The following is a 20,987-nucleotide window of genomic DNA, read 5'->3' as shown; positions in this document are numbered from 1 at the left end:
GTTCGTACGGGTTCCGATCGGCGCCCGCCCCACAGCGGGGTTTGAAGGCGGGGCGGACGCCGAAGGGGCTCTGTCACCGCTGGGCGGTGGTTACTGCAGACCGGCCGCCTTGCACGCCGTGGCGTAGGCCGAGGTGCAGATCTGCGCGACGGTGTAGAGACCGTCCTTGATGACCGTGTCCTTGATGTTGGCCTTGGTGACCGACACCGGGGTCAGCAGCTGCGAGGGCACCTTGTTGCCGGAGCCGCTGGTCTGGGTCGTGGTGGCGAGCGAGGAGATGCTCTTGCCCTGCGCCAGGTCGACGGCGAGGGTGGCGGCCGCCTCGGCCTCCGGCTTGAAGGCCTTGTAGACGGTGCTGGACTGGGTACCGGCGACGATGCGCTGGATACCGGCGAGTTCCGCGTCCTGACCCGTCAGCGGGATGCCGCTGATACCGGCGCCCTTGAGGACGGTGGCGATACCGCCGGCCATGCCGTCGTTGGCGGAGTAGACGCCCGCGATCTTCTTGGCGCCGAGCTGCGTGATGGCCGCCGACATCTTCTGCCCGGCGATGGTGTCCTTCCACAGACCGGACTGCTCGTAGGCGATCTTGACCTTGCCGTCGAGGGCCTCGTGGGCGCCCTTCTTGAACTGCGCGGCGTTCGGGTCGGCGTCGTCACCGTTGATCATGACGACGTTCGCCGAGGGGGTCGCCTTCGAGCCCAGCGAGGCGATGAGCGCCTCGCCCTGGAGCTTGCCGACCTGGACGTTGTCGAAGGAGACGTACGCGGAGACCGGGCCCTGGGCCAGACGGTCGTACGCGACGACCTTGATGCCCTTGTTGACCGCCTGCTGGATCGAGGACTTGATCGCGGCGGAGTCCTGGGCGCTGATCACGATGACCTTGACGCCCTTGGTGATCATGCTGCTGACCTGCTGGGCCTGCGTGGCGGCGCTGGCGTTCGCGTTGTTGTACTGGACGGTGCAGCCGGAGCAGAGCTCCTTGACCTTCGCCTCGAAGTACGGCTTGTCGAACTTCTCGTACCGAGCGGTGACGCTGTCGGGCAGGAGCAGGCCGATCGAGGCGTTCGTACCGCCCGAAGAGCTGGAGCTGCTGTCGGACTTCTTGTCGCCGGCCTTGCCACAGGCGGCCATCGAGACGGCCATCGTGGTGGCGATAACGGCAACGGCGGCACGACGCATACGCGTGTTCACTTTGAAACCTCCCTGACGAGGCCGCGTCGTTGCGGCCGAGGTGGCTGGAAGTCAACTCGGCCGCGCGTTCGGCGTCAAGAAGTAAATACTTAACGAGATGGCAACGGCGTCGTGCGTTCTCTAAGTGAAGACAGGTGTCGCCGCAGTCAGCGACCCGTCCAAAAGGGTCGAATCACCCATCTCGCTGAGTGCGAGAGCGAGTGCTCCGAGCACCTCCGCACGGCCTCCAAGTGCCCCCGGGAGAACGGAGAGTTGACGTGCCGCACTCGGGATCGCGTAGCGGCCTACAGACTCCCTGATCGGCCCGAGCACCAGCTCACCGGCCTCGGCGAGATCGCCACCGAGGACCACTCTGCTCGGGTTCAGCAAATTGCAGAGATTGGCGACTCCACTGCCGATGTGTCGGCCGACGTCGGCGATCACCCGACGGCAACCAGGGTCTCCGTCCCGCGCCAGCCGCACGACTCCTTCCATGGTCAGGTCGGTGCCGTGACTGGACTGGAGCAGCGGCAGCACATAGCGCGCGGCCGTGAAGGTCTCCAGGCAGCCCCGGTTTCCGCAGCGGCAGACAGGGCCGGACTCATCAAGAGTAATATGCCCGATTTCTCCCGCTGTGCCACCCGGGCCCCGGTAGATCTGGCCGTTGATGACCAGTCCCGCGCCGACACCGCTCGCGACCTTGATGTACGCCAGGTCCCTGACGCCCCGCCCGCTGCCCCAGACCAGCTCACCGAGGGCGCCCAGGTTGGCGTCGTTGTCCACGTGCACCGGTACGCCCAGACGGCTGCCCAGCTCCTCCGCCGGTCTGGTGCCGGTCCAGCCCGGGAGGATGGCGGTGGAGCCCAGGGTGCCCGACTCGACGTCGATCGGTCCGGGCACGCCGAGGCCCACCCCGGCGATCTTGGAGCGGTCCACTCCGGTCGCCGTGATCAGCCGGTTGACCAGCTCTTCCGCCCGGTCGAACCCCTGCGTCGAGGAGGCGTCCACATCGACGGGTTCGGACTCCTCGGCCAGCACCTGGTGGGCGAGATTCCCGACCGCGACGCGCAAATGCGTGTGCCCGAAGTCGACGCCGATGACGATGCCGGCGTCCCCGCTCAGGGAGACGCTGCGGGCCCTGCGGCCGCCCGCCGAGGTGGGGGTGACCTCGACCGTTCCGCCGTCCTTGAGCTCGCGCACGATGTTGGAGACGGTCGCGGCGGACAGGCCCGTCGTCCTCGCGATCTCCGCCTGTGTCAACGACCCGGCCAACCGCACCGCTCGCACGACCCGTTCGAGATTGGCTCGGTGCAGCGACGACTGCGACCCCGGAGTCTCCACGACGACCTCCTGCGCGCGGGACCGCATCGATGAGGCCCCGTCTATGTCCAACTAGTGAACTCTAAGCTGAGCCGTTCGGGCTGCCTCCCGTCAAGAGGTTGAACCGCATCCGGGTTCTCGGACACATACGTGGACACCGCTCCCGAGAGGCCGGGAGCGGCTGCACATGCTGTCGGCGTGAGCGGCTACTTGAGCGCCCCCGCGGTCAGGCCCTGCACGACCTGACGCTGGAAGACGATGTACGCGGCGAGCACCGGCAGCATGGCCATCACCAGGCCGGCGAAGAGCCCGGACCAGTCGCCCTTGTAGCCCTGGCTGGCGGCGAGCTGCACCAGGCCCTGGGTGAGGACCCGCTTGTCCGGGTCGGTGTTCAGGACCGTCGGGAGCATGTACTGGTTCCACTGGCCGAGGAAGTTGAAGATCCCCACGCTGATCAGGCCGGGCTTGGCCATCGGCAGCATGATCTGGAAGAACGTCCTGGTGTGCGAGGCACCGTCCACGAACGCGGCCTCCGCCACCGAGGTCGGCAGCGTCCGGAAGAACGCGGTCAGGAAGAAGACCGTGAACGGCAGCGAGTACGCGATGTAGACCAGGATCAGACCGTGGATCGTGTTCAGCAGGCCCAGGTTGTTGACGACGTAGAACAGCGGCACCAGCGCGAGCATGACCGGGAAGCTCATGCCGCCGATGAACAGGTAGTAGATGAAGCGGTTGCCCGGGAAGTCGAACCGGGCGAGCACGTACGCGGCCATCGAACCGAGCACCAGCGTGCCGATGAGTGAACCCGCCACCACCAGAATGGTGTTGAAGAAGTAATCACTCATGTTGGCGTCGGTCCAGGCCCGCGCCCAGTTGTCGAAGTGCAGTTTGTCCGGCAGCGCCCAGGGCGAGCTGAAGATCGCGCTGTCGCTCTTGAAGGACGTCATCACCGCCCACGCGAGCGGCATGACGACCATGAACGCCCAGAGGATGAGCATGCCGTGCGAGAAGGCGTTGAGGACTGTGCCCTCTTTCTTCTTCCGCTTCGGCGAATTCCCGGCCGCTGTGCCGGTCCCGGCGACGGGGACACCGGACTCGGCCGGCACGGGGGCGGGGGGCTCGGTCGTCTTCATGTGATCAGAACTCCAGCCGCTCACGGCGGCCCAGTCGCATCACGATGGCGGCGAAGGCCAGCGTGACGACGAGCAGGGCGACGCCGATGGTGGTCGCGTAGGCGGCCTGTCCGTCCCGGAACGCCTTCTGGTACACGTACAGGACCAGGACGGTGGTCGAGTAGTCGGGACCGCCGGGACCGGTCGTCATGATCTGTACGACCGCGAACGACTCGGCGCCCAGCGCGAGAATGCCCATGTAGACCCAGCCGGACATCACGGTGTCCCACAGCAGCGGCAGGGTGAGGCGGAAGAACGTGGTCATCCGGTTGGCGCCGTCGAGCAGCGCCGCCTCGTACAACTCCGCGGGAATGGACGCCATGCCCGCGGAGAAGAGGACCACGAAGAAACCGACCGAGGACCAGACGAGGACCCCCATCACACACCACAGGGCGAGGCTCGGATCACCGAGCCACAGCGGCTGGAGGCTGTCGAGCCCGATCCCGCGGAGCAGGGAGTTGATCGCGCCGCTGTCCGGGTTGTACGCGAAGGCGAACAACAGGGCGACGATCGCGATCGACAGGACCTGCGGGAAGAAATAGACGATCTTGTAGAACGAGGAGCCGCGGACGCCCGAGATCACCGGGCCGCCCGCCCGGCGCCGTCCACCCACGTTGATCATGAACGCGAAGAACAGCGCCAGACTGATCGTCACCAGCGGCAGCACCAACGCGAACAAGAGACTGTGCTGCAACGATTTCCAGAAGATCTCGTCGTGGAACATTCTCTTGTAGTTGTCGAAGCCGACCATCTTGAATTCCGGGCTCAGCCCCGTCCAGTCCGTGAACGAATAGTAGATGGACTGGATGAACGGCCATACGACGAAAAGCGCGTACAGCCCCAGGGGAACCGTCAGGAACCCCACGATGAACCGGTACTTGCCGTGCTGCATTGCTACCGACCCCGATCTCTGGGCGGGCGCCGCCGCTGGTGACGGATCCTCAACTGTGCTTGTAGTGCTTGATCGACGTGTCCTTGGCGGTCGCGTCGGCGTAGCCCTGGATCTTCTTGATGGTCTCCGCCGGGGTGGCCCGCCCGGCCATCATCTCGCCGAGGCCCGCCACGCCGATCTGCTCCTTCTGCAACTGCACGTACCAGTCCTGGAGGCGCGGATTCAGCACGTTGGCACCGGCCAGCTTCAGCGCCGCCACACCGGACGTGAGGCCCGGGGTGAGGGTGATCCCGGAGGTGCCGCCGTTGTACGCGGTCAGCGACTTCACCTTGCTGGTGAAGTTCTTCGAGGAGGCCTCGCTGAGCATGATGCGCAACTGCTCCATGCCGCCCGCCGCGTTCGCCGCCTTGGCCGGGACGATGAAGGGTTCACCGCCGGACGCCCAGATGGTGCCGAAGGGCAGCTTGTCGGAGCTGTCGATGCCGGTCGGCGCGGAGACGGCGAGGTTGAAGTCCTTGGGGATGACGTTGGCGGACTCGTTCTCCACCCAGGAACCGTTCGGGATGAACAGCGCCTTGCCCTGGGCCCACGCGGTCTGCGACTGGATGTGGTCGATGCCGGGCGTGCCCTTGAGGATGTAGCCCTTCTTGAAGAGCTCGTAGTACGCCTCGAAACAGGCCTTGACGGCCGGGTGCTTCCAGGCGTTCGGCTCCAGGTTGTCGATCGCGTCGAGGACCTCACGGCCGCCGACCTTGCCGATCATCGGGTAGAGCGAGAAGGGGAGGTAGTACGGGTACTTGCCCGCGTACGTCCAGCCCGCCATGCCCTTCTTCTTGGCCTTGGCGCAGACCGCGAGCATCTGGTCCCAGGTCTCGGGGTACTTCTCGTCGAGCGAGTCCAGGGCCTTCTGCGAGTACCAGACGCCGTACACCGTGTAGGCGTAGTACATGATCCAGACCGGGTCGCCGTCGAGCTGGCCCATCTCGACGATGCCGGGCCGCAGGGTGTCGCGGACCTTCTTCGACGGGTCGTCGTAGGAGGGGGCGTCCAGCAGCGGGGTGAGGTCGGTCAGCTGCTTCTTGCCGGCCAGGACGCCCATGTCCATCTGCTCGGCACCGGAGTTGTCGATCAGGTCCGGCGGGGTCCCCTGGTTGAAGCGGGGCTGCAGCGTCGACTGGATCTTCTGCGTGGCGGAGAACTTGACCTTCGCCTTGGGGAAGTCCTTCTCGTAGATCTTGACGGCGTCCTGGGCGTACTCCTTTCCGAAGCCGCCGTCGAAGAGCACGAACTCCATCTGCGCGGTGGCGTTCACCGCGAGCGGGTTCTTGGCGGTCTTCGTGCCCGCCGTGGCCTTCTTGTCCGAGCCGCTGTCGCTGCTCGCACAGGCCGAAAGGAAACTCATCGTGGGTACGGAGATCAGACCGAGTACGGCCGACCTCTTGATCAGGTCACGGCGGCCGACGCCTTTGGAACCGTTGTTCTCGGCGGAAGTGGATCCCATGCTCAAGTCCTCGCCTTCTCCAGGACTCAGGCGGTGAACCGGATCCTCCCCGGCACCGCGGTCAGGTCGAGCTTGGTCGTGCAGGAGGTACTTCGTGCGTGCTGCTTCGAGAGCGGTGTCGAACGCGACAGGTATAGTCCACTTCCGGTCGACAGAGCAAGATCGAATGCAGGGTGGGTTGTCGGTCTTTTCCGAAGTGAGACCTCGCGGAAATATGAACGCTCTGTGTGTTCGATGACGGAGAAATCCTCGCTATTGCCCTCGAATGCCTCACTCAACACCCTTGACACACCAGGCCACTTGACTCCCTACTGTTCCTTGCGCATCGAAGCTGACAACGTTGTCCAGCGTGCAGGGAGGATGCCCTCGTATGCATCACAGATGGTGGGGTCCGGCGGTCGTATCGACCGCCGCACTGGCTTTGCTCGTGGGTTCTCAGGGGGTGGCGGTCGCCCTCCCGGTGAAGGCCCCGGCCGCCGGCGGGGAGTTCGCCTCCTCGTTCGAGTCGGGGGATCCGGCACCGGACTGGCTGAACACGGTCGACACGGCGCCTGACGGCGGCAAGCGCGCCTCGGGCGTCGACGGCGGCTACAGCACCGGTATCCCGGGCAATGTGACCGACCACGTCACCGACGTCCGGGCGAGCTCCGAGAACACGGGCGGCGGCGAGGTGAAGGAGAACCTCGTCGACGGCGAGTCCGGCACCAAGTGGCTGACCTTCGAGCCCACCGGCTGGGTCGAGTTCGACCTCGACAAACCGGCCAAGATCGTGACGTACGCCCTGACTTCGGCGAACGACTTCGCCGAACGCGATCCGAAGGACTGGACGCTGTCGGGCTCGACGGACGGCAAGGACTGGAAGACCCTGGACACCCGCTCCGGCGAGAGCTTCGCCGACCGGTTCCAGACGAAGTCGTACGACCTCGCCGAGCCGGCCGAGTACCAGCACTTCCGGCTCGACATCACGAAGAACAACGGCGCGAGCGGCATACTCCAGCTCGCCGACGTCCAGTTCTCGACGGGCGGGAGCACCGCCCCGGTCCCCGAGGACATGCTCTCGCTGGTCGACCGGGGCCCCAGCGGCTCCCCCACCGCCAAGGCGGGCGCCGGCTTCACCGGGAAGCGCGCACTGCGCTACGCGGGCCGTCACACGGCCACAGGGCGGGCGTACTCGTACAACAAGGTCTTCGACGTGAACGTGCCGGTCGGCAGGGACACCGCGCTCTCCTACCGGCTCTTCCCGCAGATGTCCGACGGCGATCTCGACTACGACGCCACGAACGTCTCCGTCGACCTCGCCTTCACCGACGGCACCTACCTCAGCGACCTCGGCGCGAGCGACTCGCACGGCTTCGCGCTGACTCCGCAGGGGCAGGGCACGGCGAAGATCCTCTACGTCAACCAGTGGAACAACGTCCTCTCGCGGATCGGTTCGGTCGCGGCCGGGAAGACCGTCGACCGGATTCTCCTGGACTACGACTCCCCGAGCGGGCCGGCGAAGTTCCGGGGCTGGCTGGACGACGTGAGCCTCAAGTCGGTGGCGCCCGAGAAGCCGAAGGCGCATCTGTCCGACTACGCGCTGACCACCCGGGGCACCAACTCCAGCGGCAGCTTCTCGCGCGGCAACAACTTCCCCGCCGCGGCGCTGCCGCACGGCTTCAACTTCTGGACGCCGGTGACGAATTCGTCGTCGCTCAGCTGGCTCTACGACTACGCACGTGCGAACAACGACGACAACCTGCCGACGCTCCAGGCGCTCAGCCTGAGCCATGAGCCCAGCCCCTGGATGGGCGACCGGCAGACCTTCCAGGTGATGCCGTCGGCCGCCTCGGGCACCCCCAACACCGACCCCACGGCACGGAAGTTGGCGTTCAAGCACGAGAACGAGACCGCGCGCCCGTACTACTACGGCGTCACGTTCGAGAACGGTCTGAAGGCCGAGATGGCCCCGACCGACCACGCGGCCTCGCTGCGCTTCACCTACCCCGGCGACGACGCGAGCGTCATCTTCGACAACGTCACCGAGCAGGCGGGCCTGACGCTCGACAAGGAGAACGGGACCGTCACCGGCTACTCGGACGTCAAGTCCGGGCTGTCCACGGGCGCGACCCGGCTCTTCGTCTACGGCGTGTTCGACGCGCCGGTGACGGACGGCTCCTCCAGCGGCGTCAAGGGCTATCTGAAGTTCAAGCCGGGCGCCGACCACACGGTCACCCTGCGCCTGGCGACCTCACTGATCAGCGTCGACCAGGCGAAGGACAACCTGAGCCAGGAGATCCCGGACGGCACCTCCTTCGACACGGTGAAGAAGCAGGCCCAGAAGGTGTGGGACAAGCTGCTCGGCAAGGTCGAGGTGGAGGGCGCCACGCCGGACCAGCTGACAACCTTGTACTCCAGCATGTACCGGCTGTACCTGTACCCCAACTCCGGCTTCGAGAAGGTCGGTTCGAAGTACCAGTACGCTTCGCCCTTCTCCCCGATGCCGGGTCCGGACACCCCCACCCACACCGGCGCGAAGATCGTGGACGGCAAGGTGTACGTCAACAACGGCTTCTGGGACACCTATCGGACGACCTGGCCGGCCTACTCGCTCCTGACGCCCAGTCAGGCGGGTGAGATGGTCGACGGGTTCGTGCAGCAGTACAAGGACGGCGGCTGGACCTCGCGCTGGTCCTCGCCCGGCTACGCGGACCTGATGACGGGCACCTCCTCGGACGTCGCGTTCGCGGACGCGTACGTCAAGGGCGTGAAGTTCGACGCCAAGTCGGCGTACGACGCGGCCGTGAAGAACGCGACCGTCGTCCCGCCCGCATCCGGCGTGGGCCGCAAGGGCATGACCACCTCGCCCTTCCTCGGCTACACCAGCACCGACACCGGCGAGGGCTTCTCCTGGGCGATGGAGGGCTACGTCAACGACTACGGCATCGCGCAGATGGGCCAGGCCCTCTACAAGAAGACCGGCGAGAAGCACTACAAGGAGGAGTCCGAGTACTTCCTCAACCGCGCCCAGGACTACGTGAACCTCTTCGACAAGCAGGCCGGGTTCTTCCAGGGCAAGGACGCCAAGGGCAACTGGCGGGTGGACTCGGCGAGTTACGACCCGAAGATCTGGGGCTACGACTACACGGAGACCGACGGCTGGGGCTACGCCTTCACCGCCCCGCAGGACAGCCGCGGCCTCGCCAACCTCTACGGCGGCCAGAAAGCCCTCGGCGACAAGCTCGACCAGTACTTCAGCACCCCCGAGACCGCCTCACCTGAGAACGCCGGTTCCTACGGCGGCGTCATCCACGAGATGACGGAGGCGCGGGACGTCCGGATGGGCCAGTACGGCCACTCCAACCAGGTCGCCCACCACGTCACGTACATGTACGACGCGGCCGGCGAGCCCTGGAAGACCCAGAAGGACGTGCGCGAGGTGATGTCGCGCCTCTACACCGGCAGCGAGATCGGGCAGGGCTACCACGGCGACGAGGACAACGGCGAGCAGTCGGCCTGGTACCTCTTCTCCGCGCTCGGCTTCTACCCGCTGGTGATGGGCAGCGGCGAATACGCCATCGGCTCCCCGCTGTTCACCAAGGCGACCGTCCACCTGGAGAACGGCAAGGACCTGGTCGTCAAGGCGCCGAAGAACAGCACGAAGAACATCTACGTGCAGGGTCTGAAGGTCAACGGCAAGACCTGGACCAAGACCTCACTCCCCCACTCCCTGCTGGAGAAGGGCGGAGTGCTGGACTTCTCCATGGGCTCCAAGCCCTCGTCGTGGGGCAGCGGCAAGAACGCCGCGCCGGTGTCGATCACCAAGAACGACAAGGTGGCGACGCCCCGCTCCGACCAACTCGCGGGTGTCGGAGCCCTGTTCGACAACACGTCGGCCACGGACGCGACGGCGACCTCGGTGGACCTGCCGGTAGCGAAGGCCACCAAGGGCATCCAGTACACGCTGACGTCGTCGGCGGACCACACACAGGCACCGACCGGCTGGACCCTTCAGGGCTCGTCCGACGGCACCACGTGGAAGACGCTCGACAAGCGCTCAGGCGAGTCCTTCACCTGGGACAAGCAGACACGCGTCTTCTCGGTCAAGTCACCTGGCTCGTACGCGCGTTACCGCCTGGTCCTGGACGGCTCCTCGACGCTCGCGGAGGTGGAACTGCTGGCCTGAGGCACGGTCACGGCACGGGGAGGCGGGGCAGCAGCCGGCGCAACGCCTCCGCGTGCTGGTGAACCCGTTTGAGCACGCCTCTTCTGGTCGACGCGAAGACGGGGACGTCCTGGGCCGGGCCGCACGCGGCGGCCTTGTACAGGTCGTCGAGCCACGCCCCGCTCCCCCTGGTGCCGTCCGGCGCCAGGGGGATCAGTCGTGTCAGGACCTCTGATTCGGCGCCGCCCAGGAACCACACGCGCACCATGAGGTCGGCGCGCAGATAGCGCAGACCGCCGTCTATGTCCTCCGGCGGCGCGAAGCCCTCGTCCCCGACCAGGAACGCGAAGGCCGTGCGCGCCTCGGCCCGGAACTCCTCTGGCAGCTGCGGCCGTTTCACCATCTGCGGATGCTCGCACGCGACGATGTGCCCCCGCCACCGGAACGGACGAGGGCACATATTGTGGACGTCAGTTCACCGCAAGGGTGAACACATGGAGATCCGGGTCGTCCGGAAGTGTCACGCTCTTGATGGTCTTGCCCGTGGGCGCCGCGAACGGCTTGGTGGCGAACACATAGGTGACGACCGGATCCTTGTCCGCACCCGCGACATTGCGGTACGCGGCCCGGGCGACGACCTCGTTGCCGTACTGCACGGTGCCGCCGCCCCCGCCGACCGTCCAGTCCGTGAAGGACAGGTCGATCGCGTCGGTGCTGCCGTCGGTGTAGGTGACGGTCGCCTTGGTCTGCTGGTTGCCGTTGACCGCGCTGCCGACGAACGACAAGCTGCTTGCGGGCTGCGGGAGTTGGACGGTCTGACCGGCCGCCGAGACGTTGTCGGGGCGCCCGTTCGGCGAGGCGGGCCAGGTGAAGCCGAGGCCGTCCACCGTGCCCGTGCCGCCCGGGGTCAGCCCGGCCGCGGCGAGGGCCTGGAGGGAGTAGCTCCAGCCGCCTCCGTCGTAGTCCGCCTCGTCGTGCTCACCGGTGTCGTCGGAGACACCGGTGTTGTTGTAGGCGGCGAGGAGGGTGCCGGGCGCGGCCACCGTCAGGGACACCGGCTGCTCGTACGACGTGTCGCCCGAGGTGACGGTGACCTTCACGTCGTAGAAGCCCTGCTGGACGTCGTCGGCGGCGGTGAGGGTGATGTCCTGGGAGCCGTCGGTCACCGTGCCCTGGGCGGGAGTCGCCGTGACTCCGGCGGGTGTCTCGACGCTGTAGCGGACCTCGGGTCCGGTACCGCCGCTCAGGGACAGGGCCTTGATGTTGACCTTGGTGGTGTCGCCGGGCGCGAGGGTCGCGGCGGTCGGACCGACGCCGATCTGGTACGGCTGTTCACCGGTCCGGAAGGACGGCGGGGCGTCGGCCGGGGCGCTGCCCCAGGTGCGGTTCGGGGTGGTGGAGAGGGTGTAGTCGAGGGTGCCGCCGTTCTTGACGAGGGAGGACGAGAGCCAAGGGCGGTCACTGGTACGGCCGTTGACCTTCAGGGACTGGATGTACGGGGCGTCGGTCGCGGCGCCCTTCGCGCGGATGGAGATGTCGTTGCCGTGCGGGCGCTTGATCTCGATGCGCTCGAACAGGGGTGAGGCGAGGGTGAGTTCGGCGCGGGAGGGGACCTGGGGGTACATGCCGAGCGCGGAGAAGACGTACCAGGAGGACATCTCGCCGAGGTCGTCGTTGCCGGGGATGCCGGCGGGGTCGGTCGACCAGAGCTGCTTCATGGCCGCGCGGACCGTCTCCTGGGTCTTGTAGGGCGCGCCCGCGTAGTCGTAGAGGTAGGGGACGTTGACGGACGGCTCGTTGTCCAGCTCCGACTTGTCGCCGCCGCTGCCCGTGAAGGCCCAACTGCCGTCCGCCTCATGGAAGAAGGAGTCGAGGCGGGCGAGCGCCTTGTCGGTGCCGCCCATCGCCGCGAAGAGGCCTGCGGGGTTGTGCTGGACCATCCACGTGTACTGGGCGGCCGTGCCCTCCACGAAGCCGTTGCCGGTGCCCGGGGTGAAGCCGGTGACCCAACTGCCGTCCGCCTTGCGGTTGGCGATGTAGCCGCCGGTGGGGTCGGCGGCGATGTTGAAGTTGTTCTGCCACCACTGGGCACGCTGGGCGAAGTCGGACGCCGTGCTCTTCTTCCCTGCCGCCGTGGCGAGTTGGGAGAGCGCGAAGTCCGCCGTGGACATCTCCAGCGTCTCGGCGGCGCCGCCCCAGGCGTTGGAGACGGACGGCATGTAGTGCAGGTTCAAGTACTTGTCCAGGGAGGGGCGTTGACCCACCGAGAGCACGGGCTTGCCCGAGGAGGACAGGTCCTGCGCGGTCGGTACGGTCGCCGCCTGGACGAGGGAGGCGAGGGCCCCCTTCAGGTCGAAGTCCGTGCCGCCGAAGGCGCGGATGCCGGCCAGGGCGGTGGGTGAGGGGTCGCCGTTCATGACATGGGTACCGCTCGCGCCGTGCAGCCAGCGGTCCCAGACTCCCCCGTTCTGCTGGGCGAGTTCGTAGAGGGACTGCGCGATGTCCGAGCCGGTGCGGGGGCTGAGGAGGGTGAGCAGCTGGACCTGGGAGCGGTAGATGTCCCAGCCGGAGAAGGTGCCGTACTGCGCCTGGTGGCCGCGGCTCACCTTGTGCACCTTGCCGTCGCTGCCCGTGTATCTGCGGTCGGCGTCGCTGATGACGTTCGGGTGCAGGAGGGAGTGGTAGAGCGCGGTGTAGAAGGTGGTGCGCTCGGTGTCTGTACCGCCGCCGACCCTGATCGCGCCGAGTTGGTCGCGCCAGGCGCGGTGCGCGGCGTCCTCGACGGCGTCGAAGGAGCGCTTCGGCGGGTTCTCCGCCGCGAGGTTGGCCTTGGCACCGGCCTGACTGACGTACGAGATGCCGACCTTGACGCCGACCGGTCCGGTGCCGGGCTCGAACTCGACGTAGCCGCCCGCGCCCTTGCCCGCGACGGGCCGGCCGCCGGTGGCGAAGCCGCCCGTGCCGCCGGTCGCGGAGGTGGAACCCGGGGTCAGCTTGTCGTCCTGCCAGGTGCCGGTCGTCTTGAAGGCGCGGTCGAAGGTGGCGGTGAAGTGGAGCGTGTAGTAGGCGCGTTGACCCTCGGGGTCGAGGTAGCCGCAGAAGTTGCCGGAGGTGACCGAGCCGGAGACCGTACGGGTCTTCGGGTCGATGGTGACCGACGAATCGGCGGACCCCACCTCGGAGTTGGCGGTGCGGATCAGCAGTGAGGCGGGCTTGTCGGCCGGGTAGGTGAAGCGGCCGGAGCCGGTGCGGGCCGTCGCCGTGAGGTCGGCGGTGACGCCGGACGCGAGGCCCACCTTGTAGTGGCCGGGCTCGGCGGTCTCGTCGGTGTGGCTGAAGTCGGAGGCGTAGACGGCGTCCTTGGTGTCGCTCGCGGGTGACGAGGTGACGTCACCGGCGTACGGGTAGAACGGGATGTCGCCGCTGCCGCCCGCGCAGCCCGTGCCCGACATGTGGGTGAGGCTGAAGCCGCGGATGCGGGTGGCGTCGTACTGGTAACCGCCTGGCGCGGCCGTATTGGTGGAGCTGCCTCTGGTGTTCTCCGGGCTCCAGGAGAGCATGCCGAAGGGCACGACGGCGCCCGGGAAGACGTTGCCGCCGTTCTTGGTGCCGATCAGCGGATCGACGTAGGCGCTGGGGTCCTTGACGAGTTGTGGTGGGGCGGCGGTGGCCGCCAGGGCGGGGGTGGCACCGCCGACCGCGAGTGCGGCGGCGAGCATTAGGGACATGGGACGGAAACGCATGACGCGGCCCCTCCTCCTTCGGACGGGTCGCGCACCACAGGTCGCACAAGCCGCAGGGACAGTAACGTGCGCCACCCGTACCACGGAAGAGCGCGTGGGCAGGTGAGGGCACACGGCGTGGACACTCGGACGGCCCACCCTGGCCAACTGGCTTGACATCGTTGTCCGTTGGGACGGTAGAGTCATATGCAGACCATTCGACAACGTTGTCGCACCACAGCGTCGCCCCAAGCCACGCACCACCCGGGCAGGTTCACCCCCATCACCTGCCCGGCTCGCGGACCCGGTGGCCCCCGACCACCGGGTCCGCCCCGAGCACCGGCTCAACCGACCTGGCAGGGCAAGGCAGTTGCCGTGTCTCCGCCGTCACCGTTCACGACGTATCCGAAGGTGGCGCTCTGCCCCGGACTCAGTGAGCCGTTCCAGTCGGCGTTGTGCACCATCACGTCCTGGCCGCTGTAGGTCGCGTTGCCGTTCCAGAGGCTGGCGACCGACTGGCCGCCGGGGAGCGACCAGTTGACCATCCAGCCGAGCATCGGGACGTCGCCGGAGTTGGTGACGGTCACCTCGGACTGGTAGCCGCCGGGCCAGGTGCCGGTCGTGTGCCGGGTCGCCGAACAGACGCCGGGTACCGGGTCGGTGGGGTTGCCCGGGTCGTGAATACCCGTCACTTCACCGTTGCCGCCGTCGAACACGACATCCGAGCAGGAGTAGAAGGTCTCCGCGCTGTCCGAGCGCTGCCACACCACGTAGATGATGTGGCGCCCCGACTTGTTCGCCGGAAGCTGCCCGGTCCAGGAGTAGTTGGCCTCGACCGTGCCCGGGGTGCCGTTGAGCGGCGGGTGGTCGACCGTGAGGAACGGGGTGTCCTCCATGGCGTCCCACGTGAGCGTCCTGGTCGGGTCGAAGCCGTCCTTGGTGATGTAGACGTAGAACCAACCCGGGTGCGCCGCCCAGGCGTTGTACGAGAAGTCGACCGTCGCGCCGGAGGTCAGATGCGTCAACGGCCAGTCGTCGCGCGGGAGGTTGAAGCCCGTGAAGTTCGGGTTGCCGCCGCTGCACAACTCACCGTCCGGCACGAAGCCCCGGGTGCGGCCGGCGCCGTCGGAGCGCAGGACGGAGAACCAGTTGTAGAACGGCGTGGTACCGCTGACCTGTTGGGCCGCCTTGCAGGCCGGGTTGACGGGCTTGATCTCCCCCGTGTCGGTGAGCGCGTCCTGCCAGCAGAGGAAGGTGCGGCTGCCGGGTTTCATGGGGGTGCCGTGAGCCTCGGCCCGGCCGCCGGTGGCGAGGATCAGGGCCAGGGCGGGGACGGTGGTGAGCAGGGCGAGGAGGACGAGGAAGAGGGCTCGGCGGGGGGTGGGGCGCGGTAATCGCGGTACGACACTCGGAGGTGGGTTCACTTTTGTCACGAACATGACAGTTCTACGTCCCTTCGGTCGGCAGGTGGGAGGAACGTGCGGAGGTGGACACGTGGGGTGGGGCGACCCGACCACCCGGCGGGTTCCGGACCGCCGGGCGGGTGGGAGCGCTCCCACCCCACTTGCCCGTGAAGTTAGCGCGGACTGGGTAGGCTGTAAACGGCGGGCGGCACTCGAAGTGGCGCTCGGGGCGGGCTTGTCCGGGAACGGCGTCTCATACGATCCCGTCATGATCGCAGTCGTCGTCACGGTCGCGCTGACCTTCGCCGGGTATGTCGCCACGTACCTCAACGGTCTACGTCTGACACAGCGGCAGGAGCGGCTCTCCCGGGTCAATCGCCAACTCAGCGACTTCTACGGCCCGTTGTTCGCGCTGACGGAGGCCAACGCCCGCACCTTCGCCGCGTTCGTGGAGGGGCACGCCCGACCCGGAGGCATCTCGCCCTTCAGTGACGGAACTCCGCCGACCGACGAGGAACTGACGGAGTGGCGGCTGTGGGTGACGGCTGTTTTCCTGCCGGTCCTGCGGGAGATGCGCGAACTCGTCGTCGGGCGGGCGGATCTGCTGCGCGAACCGGAGATGCCGCCCTTGCTGCTGGAGTTGTGCGCGCACGCGGCGGGATACGAGATCACCGCGGCGCGCTGGGCGCGGGGGGACTTCTCGGAGCATCTGTCGCTGGTCGCGTTCCCGAGCGCGGAGCTGGCCGCGTACGCGCGGCAGGGTTTCGGTGAACTGAAGCTGGAGCAGGCGCGGTTGCTGGGTGGCCATGCGGCCGGCGGCAGCTGATCGCGGCGGTCGAACGGGCCGGTGCGCGGGGTGGGCCGGACGGGACTCTCTCCCCCCTGTCGTCACAGTGACCCCACAGACTTGACCCAGTCTTGGCCAAACGCGCTATGTGGTGACTGACGTTCGGTCCTGTTCACTTGTCGCGTCCACGGGGTTGGTTCTTGACGTTTTCTGAGTCGAGTGGGCGTTGCGATGGAGGAACAGCTCATGAGAAGACAGATCCGCGGTGTGCTGGCCGCGTTCACCGGAGCACTGCTGCTCACCATGGGAGTCACCGCGACCGGCGGCCAGTCGGCGCAAGCAGATGACAACGGTGTCGGGGTCAAACCCGTGCTCGGGTGGAGCAGTTGGAGCTTCGTCCGCCGCAATCCGACCGCGCAGACCATCGAGGCGCAGGCGAAGGCGCTCAAGACCAGCGGTCTGGCGAAGAATGGTTTCGTCTACGCCAACGTCGACGACTTCTGGTACCAGTGCCCAGGCAGCCAGGGGCCGGACGTCGACCAGTACGGCCGCTGGGTCACCGACCCCGTCAAGTTCCCGCCCCGCGGTAGTGAGAACGGCGTCCAGGTCGTGGCCGACTATGTCCACTCCCTCGGGCTGAAGTTCGGCCTGTACGTCACTCCCGGCATCTCGCAGCAGGCGGTCGCCAAGAACACCGAGATCAAGGGAACCCCGTACCACGCGCGGGACATCGCGACCACGACGACGGAGAGCAACTACAACTGCGGCGGGATGGTGGGCATCGACTACACCAAGCCCGGAGCGCAGACGTTCGTCGACTCGTGGGCCGGTCAGTTCGCCGGGTGGGGCATCGACTACCTGAAGATCGACGGTGTCGGCACGTCCGACCAACAGGACGTCCAGGCCTGGTCAGACGCGCTGCATCACACCGGCCGGCCGATCCATCTGGAGCTGTCCAACAACCTCGACATCAACAACGCGGCCACCTGGAAGAAACTCTCCAACGGCTGGCGCACCGGCGGCGACGTCGAGTGCTACTGCGGTCCGGACAACAGCAGTTACCCGCTTACCACCTGGGCCTCCGTCGCGTCCCGTTTCGACCAGGTCGCGGCCTGGGCACCGTACGGCGGTCCCGGCGGCTACAACGACTACGACTCCCTGGAGATCGGGAACGGCGACAACAACGGGCTGACTCCCGACGAGCGACGGACGCAGATGAGTCTGTGGTCGCTGGCCGCCTCCCCGCTCGTCCTCGGCACCGACCTGACCCATCTCGACCCCGCCGACCTCGCCCTGCTGAAGAACACCGACGTCCTCGCTGTGGACCAGGACGGCATCGACGCCAAGCGGATCTCCTCGGACGCGAACGCGCAGGTGTTCGCCAAGACCGAGGCCGACGGGGACGTCGTGGTCGGGCTGTTCAACACCGGGTCGGCTCCCCGGGAGGTGGCCACGACCGCGTCCGCGCTGGGTCTGCCCGCGGCACGGGACTACGCCCTGCGGGATCTGTGGAGCCATGGGCTGACCGAGTCGGCGGGCCGGATCGCCGCCGACGTGCCGGCGCACGGTGTGGTCCTGTACCGGGTCCACGGCACCCACCGCACGGTGACCGGCGCGGCTCCGGATGTCTCGTTCGGGCTCAACTGGGCGTCCGCGCCGAGCGACAGCACCACGCGTACGGTGACCGCGGTCCTGTCCGACAACGGGTCACGGCCGATCACCGATGCCGCCCTGACCCTCACCGGGCCGGCCGGCACGAAGATCACCACGCGTTCCGCGACGCGGGCCCGGACGATCCACGGCGGGCGGGCGCTGAAGGTCACCTACTCCGTCTCCATCCCGCCCTCGGCGAAGCTCTTCGCCTCCAGCGACTTCCAGGGGACGGCGAGTTACCGCTTCCGGTCGGCGGGGAAGACCCGGCTGACCGCCGGCGACACGATCACCGTCAACCACCAAGTCACCGCCCCGTACCGGACGTTCGCCTCCACCACGGCGGGCTTCAGCGAGTCCGGCACCCAGCTCGGCATCCGGGCGCAGGGTGCGGACCTGTACAACGGCACCAACGAGTACGGCTCGGTCTATCTGCCGGGAGCCGAGCACGACGGTTCGGTGACGACCGTGAAGCTCGACTCGCAGTCGGACACGGATGTCTGGGCGAAGGCCGGGATCATGGTCCGCAACGACATCACCCAGCCCAACACCTCACCCGGCTACCTGGCCCTGGTCGCGACCCCCGGCAACGGCTATCTCCTCGACTGGGACAGCGACGGCGACGGAAAGCTGGACTCGCAGGACTCCGCCGGCACCGCCGCCTACCCCTCGTGGCTGAAGCTCGTCCGCAATGGCACCGGCTACAGCGGCTACTACTCGACCGACAACGCCACTTGGAACCTGGTGGGCACCATCACCGTCCCGACCGCCGCGGCCACCCAGGACGTCGGCCTCACCCAGACCTCGCACGCCTCGGGCACCACCGGCGAGGCCGACTTCGACGCGTTCACGACCACTCCCTAGGCCTACGGCGACGATGGCGGACGGCGTCCGTCCGGCGCCCGGTGCTCTCCTAGACCGGCGCCGTGCGGGCGCGCATCGCCGGTTCGGCGGGCGGGAGTTCGGCGACCGCCGGGAGTTCGATGGTGAACTCCGTGCGGCCCGGGACGCTGGTCACGTCGATACGGCCGCCGTGTGCTCCCGTGATGGCCGTCGCGATGGCCAGGCCGAGGCCGGAGCCGCCCGCCTTGCCGCCGGCCCGGGCGCGGGAGGCGTCGGCGCGGGTGAAGCGTTCGAAGACCGTGGGGAGGAGGGCCGGGGGGATGCCGGGGCCGTCGTCGCGTACCCGGATGACGACGGTGTGGCCGGCGGTGGCCTCGACGCTCGCCGTGACCGTCGTGCCGACAGGTGTGTGCATACGCGCGTTGGCCAACAGGTTGGCCATCACCTGATGCAGGCGGGCCTCGTCGCCGACGACCAGGGCCGGGGCGTCCAGGGAGAGTTGGAGCTGCCACTCGTGGCCGGTGCCCGCGGCGCGCGCGTCCCACACCGCCTCCGCGAGCAGCGCCGCGAGGTCCACCTCGGCGGACTGCAGCGGCCGGCCCTCGTCGAGCCTGGCGAGCAGCAGGAGGTCCTCCACCAGGCCCGTCATCCGCGCCGACTCGGCGGTGACCCGGCGCCAGGCGAGACCCGGTTCGATGCGGTCGGTGCCGCGGTTCATCAGCTCGGCGTAGCCCGCGATGGAGGCCAGCGGGGTGCGGAGTTCATGGCTGGCGTCGGCGAGGAAGCGGCGCATGCGCTCCTCGCTGCGGCGCATCTGCTCCTCGCTGCGCTGGCGTTCGGCGAGCGAGGACTCGACGTGGTCGATCATGCGGTTGAGCGCGGCGCCGACCTGACCGGCCTCGCTGCCGGGGTCGGTGTCCCGCTCGGGCACCCGGGTGAGCGCGGTGACCTCGCCGTGCCCGAGCTGCGAGCGCGAGACCTCGACCGCGGTGGCGGCGACCCGGCCCAGCGGCCGCAGCTGCCGTCGTATGACGACCGCGCACAGGCAGCCCGCCACGGTCAGTCCGGCGAGGGCGACGACCGCCTCGACCGCCACCAGACCGCTGATCATGTCCTGTACGTCGTCCATCGGGAGCCCAGTGAGAACCCGGACCCCATTGGTGTCGAGCGCCGTGAGCCGGTAGGTGCCGAGGCCGGGCACGGTCCGGGTGTGCATCGCGCTGTCGGCTGTGACGCCCGCCAGGGCCGCGCGCTGGGCGGTGGTGAGGTTCTGGGGCGGGGCGTCCTGCCTGACGACGGCCGCGGCGATGATCGAGCCCTTGTCGTCGAACCGCGCGGCGAGCGTCCCGACGGCGTGGCCGTTCTCCATGAGGAACCCGAGGTCCCCGGCGGCGTCCGGGTGGTGCTGGGCCCCGCCCAGGCTGCGCTCGGCGGCGTTGCCGACCCGGCCGTCCAAGTCGCCGAGCAGATAGGCGCGTTGGACGAAGACGGTGGTGAGGGCCATCGCGGCGCACACGACGACGAGGGCGGCGCTGATGAAGAGGAGGAGGCGGGTGCGGAGTGAACGGCCGTGCAGGCGGCCTCGGTTGCGGGTCAGGAGGTTCATCTGCCGTCCTCCACGGGCCGAAGGGCGTATCCCATCCCGCGCACGGTGTGGATCATCGGCGCCCGGCCCCGGTCGATCTTCCGGCGGAGGCTGGAGATGTAGACCTCGACGAGGTTGCCGCCGCCGTCGAAGCAGCTGCTCCACACCTGGTCGAGGATCTGTGCCTTGCTCAGCACCTGGCGGGGATGGTCGAGGAACAGGGTGAGCAGGTCGAACTCCTTGGCGGTGAGCTGGACCGGCTCACCGGCGCGCCGGACCTCGCGGGTCTCGCCGGTCAGGACGAGGTCGCCGAGTACCCGTACGGTGTCGTCGGCCGGGGTCCGTTCGCCGCCCGCCCGGCGCAGCAGTCCGCGCAGCCGCAGCACGACCTCCTCCAGGGAGAAGGGCTTGGTGACGTAGTCGTCGGCGCCCGCTTCGAGGCCGTCGAGGCGGTGCTCGATGGCGTCGCGGGCGGTGAGCATGAGGACGGGCAGCCTGGGGCTCTCGTACCGGAGTCTGCGCAGCACCTGTACGCCGTCCAGGTCGGGCAGCATGCCGTCGAGGACGACGGCGTGCGGGGCGCAGCCGCGGGCGATCCGCAGCGCGCTGTGCCCGTCCGGCGCGGGGTAGGGCCGCCAGCCGGCCTCGGTGACCGCGACGGACAGCAGCTCGGTGAGCGCGGGCTCGTCGTCGACGATGAGCACACGGACTCGGCTGCTTCGGGACCCAGAGGTGCCAGTCATGTCTCGATACTGTCCCGGCCCGCTGGGGGAATCCTGTGTACCACATGTGCAC

At 68.1% G+C, this 20,987-nt stretch carries 13 protein-coding genes; 3 read left to right on the top strand and 10 right to left on the bottom strand.

Going from position 1 to position 20,987, the window contains the following annotated elements; all coding sequences use genetic code 11:
- Positions 1 to 90: 90 nt before the first annotated feature.
- From ACFWP5_RS14070 to ngcE, 5 genes are all read right to left on the bottom strand, one after another.
- Complete coding sequence (locus tag ACFWP5_RS14070; protein ID WP_384154885.1) at positions 91 to 1,182, bottom strand: sugar ABC transporter substrate-binding protein; 1,092 nt, start codon at positions 1,180 to 1,182, stop codon at positions 91 to 93.
- 132 nt (positions 1,183 to 1,314) lie between these two features.
- Positions 1,315 to 2,514: an ROK family protein gene (locus tag ACFWP5_RS14065; protein ID WP_384154847.1), complete on the bottom strand. Its 1,200-nt coding sequence runs from the start codon at positions 2,512 to 2,514 to the stop codon at positions 1,315 to 1,317.
- 185 nt (positions 2,515 to 2,699) lie between these two features.
- On the bottom strand, positions 2,700 to 3,626 hold the full coding sequence (locus ACFWP5_RS14060) for a carbohydrate ABC transporter permease (RefSeq protein WP_384154846.1): 927 nt from the start codon (positions 3,624 to 3,626) through the stop codon (positions 2,700 to 2,702).
- A gap of 4 nt (positions 3,627 to 3,630) precedes the next feature.
- Positions 3,631 to 4,557, bottom strand: coding sequence for a carbohydrate ABC transporter permease (locus tag ACFWP5_RS14055; protein WP_384154843.1), 927 nt, complete (start codon positions 4,555 to 4,557; stop codon positions 3,631 to 3,633).
- A 49-nt stretch (positions 4,558 to 4,606) separates the two neighbouring features.
- Complete coding sequence (ngcE, locus tag ACFWP5_RS14050; protein WP_384154841.1) at positions 4,607 to 6,058, bottom strand: N-acetylglucosamine/diacetylchitobiose ABC transporter substrate-binding protein; 1,452 nt, start codon at positions 6,056 to 6,058, stop codon at positions 4,607 to 4,609.
- Positions 6,059 to 6,428: 370 nt separating this feature from the next.
- Here ngcE and ACFWP5_RS14045 point away from each other — a divergent pair, with 370 nt between their 5' ends.
- Positions 6,429 to 10,223, top strand: a complete 3,795-nt coding sequence (locus tag ACFWP5_RS14045) for a GH92 family glycosyl hydrolase (protein WP_384154839.1) — start codon at positions 6,429 to 6,431, stop codon at positions 10,221 to 10,223.
- A gap of 7 nt (positions 10,224 to 10,230) precedes the next feature.
- On the opposite strand, the gene ACFWP5_RS14040 is transcribed toward ACFWP5_RS14045, so the two are convergent.
- The 3 genes from ACFWP5_RS14040 to ACFWP5_RS14030 all read right to left on the bottom strand — a co-directional run bounded on the left by ACFWP5_RS14040 (position 10,231) and on the right by ACFWP5_RS14030 (position 15,198).
- A complete protein-coding gene (locus ACFWP5_RS14040; protein ID WP_384154837.1) occupies positions 10,231 to 10,605 on the bottom strand; it encodes a hypothetical protein in 375 nt (124 codons plus the stop codon).
- Positions 10,606 to 10,672: 67 nt separating this feature from the next.
- Positions 10,673 to 13,945: a GH92 family glycosyl hydrolase gene (locus ACFWP5_RS14035; RefSeq protein WP_384154835.1), complete on the bottom strand. Its 3,273-nt coding sequence runs from the start codon at positions 13,943 to 13,945 to the stop codon at positions 10,673 to 10,675.
- Positions 13,946 to 14,268: 323 nt separating this feature from the next.
- Positions 14,269 to 15,198: a lytic polysaccharide monooxygenase gene (locus ACFWP5_RS14030; protein WP_384154883.1), complete on the bottom strand. Its 930-nt coding sequence runs from the start codon at positions 15,196 to 15,198 to the stop codon at positions 14,269 to 14,271.
- A 397-nt stretch (positions 15,199 to 15,595) separates the two neighbouring features.
- On the opposite strand from ACFWP5_RS14030, the gene ACFWP5_RS14025 reads away from it, so the two are divergent.
- On the top strand, positions 15,596 to 16,153 hold the full coding sequence (locus ACFWP5_RS14025) for a hypothetical protein (RefSeq protein WP_384154833.1): 558 nt from the start codon (positions 15,596 to 15,598) through the stop codon (positions 16,151 to 16,153).
- 207 nt (positions 16,154 to 16,360) lie between these two features.
- Entirely contained in the window at positions 16,361 to 18,628 is a 2,268-nt protein-coding gene (locus tag ACFWP5_RS14020; RefSeq protein WP_384154831.1) for an NEW3 domain-containing protein, read from the top strand.
- A 49-nt stretch (positions 18,629 to 18,677) separates the two neighbouring features.
- Here the strand turns inward: ACFWP5_RS14020 and ACFWP5_RS14015 are convergent, their stop codons facing one another.
- Together ACFWP5_RS14015 and ACFWP5_RS14010 are read right to left on the bottom strand one after the other, a co-directional pair.
- Positions 18,678 to 20,213: a sensor histidine kinase gene (locus ACFWP5_RS14015; protein WP_384154829.1), complete on the bottom strand. Its 1,536-nt coding sequence runs from the start codon at positions 20,211 to 20,213 to the stop codon at positions 18,678 to 18,680.
- Positions 20,210 to 20,935 (bottom strand): response regulator transcription factor, encoded by a 726-nt coding sequence (locus tag ACFWP5_RS14010; protein WP_384154827.1) that lies wholly within the window; start codon positions 20,933 to 20,935, stop codon positions 20,210 to 20,212. Before ACFWP5_RS14010 ends, ACFWP5_RS14015 begins: the two co-directional genes overlap by 4 nt.
- Positions 20,936 to 20,987: the final 52 nt, after the last annotated feature.

It is taken from the genome of Streptomyces sp. NPDC058469 (assembly GCF_042721125.1).
Classification (GTDB): Bacteria; Actinomycetota; Actinomycetes; order Streptomycetales; family Streptomycetaceae; genus Streptomyces.
This window is presented reverse-complemented; position numbering and strand designations above follow the sequence as displayed.

Excerpts from the sequence above, each read along its gene's own strand:
- ACFWP5_RS14070 (WP_384154885.1), bottom strand. The coding sequence starts at position 1,182 with ATGCGTCGTGCCGCCGTTGCCGTTATCGCCACCACGATGGCCGTCTCG.
- ACFWP5_RS14060 (WP_384154846.1), bottom strand. The coding sequence starts at position 3,626 with ATGAAGACGACCGAGCCCCCCGCCCCCGTGCCGGCCGAGTCCGGTGTC.
- ACFWP5_RS14055 (WP_384154843.1), bottom strand. The coding sequence starts at position 4,557 with ATGCAGCACGGCAAGTACCGGTTCATCGTGGGGTTCCTGACGGTTCCC.
- ngcE (WP_384154841.1), bottom strand. The coding sequence starts at position 6,058 with ATGGGATCCACTTCCGCCGAGAACAACGGTTCCAAAGGCGTCGGCCGC.
- ACFWP5_RS14045 (WP_384154839.1), top strand. The coding sequence starts at position 6,429 with ATGCATCACAGATGGTGGGGTCCGGCGGTCGTATCGACCGCCGCACTG.
- ACFWP5_RS14040 (WP_384154837.1), bottom strand. The coding sequence starts at position 10,605 with ATGGTGAAACGGCCGCAGCTGCCAGAGGAGTTCCGGGCCGAGGCGCGC.
- ACFWP5_RS14035 (WP_384154835.1), bottom strand. The coding sequence starts at position 13,945 with ATGCGTTTCCGTCCCATGTCCCTAATGCTCGCCGCCGCACTCGCGGTC.
- ACFWP5_RS14030 (WP_384154883.1), bottom strand. The coding sequence starts at position 15,198 with ATGAAACCCGGCAGCCGCACCTTCCTCTGCTGGCAGGACGCGCTCACC.
- ACFWP5_RS14025 (WP_384154833.1), top strand. The coding sequence starts at position 15,596 with ATGATCGCAGTCGTCGTCACGGTCGCGCTGACCTTCGCCGGGTATGTC.
- ACFWP5_RS14020 (WP_384154831.1), top strand. The coding sequence starts at position 16,361 with ATGAGAAGACAGATCCGCGGTGTGCTGGCCGCGTTCACCGGAGCACTG.
- ACFWP5_RS14015 (WP_384154829.1), bottom strand. The coding sequence starts at position 20,213 with ATGAACCTCCTGACCCGCAACCGAGGCCGCCTGCACGGCCGTTCACTC.
- ACFWP5_RS14010 (WP_384154827.1), bottom strand. The coding sequence starts at position 20,935 with ATGACTGGCACCTCTGGGTCCCGAAGCAGCCGAGTCCGTGTGCTCATC.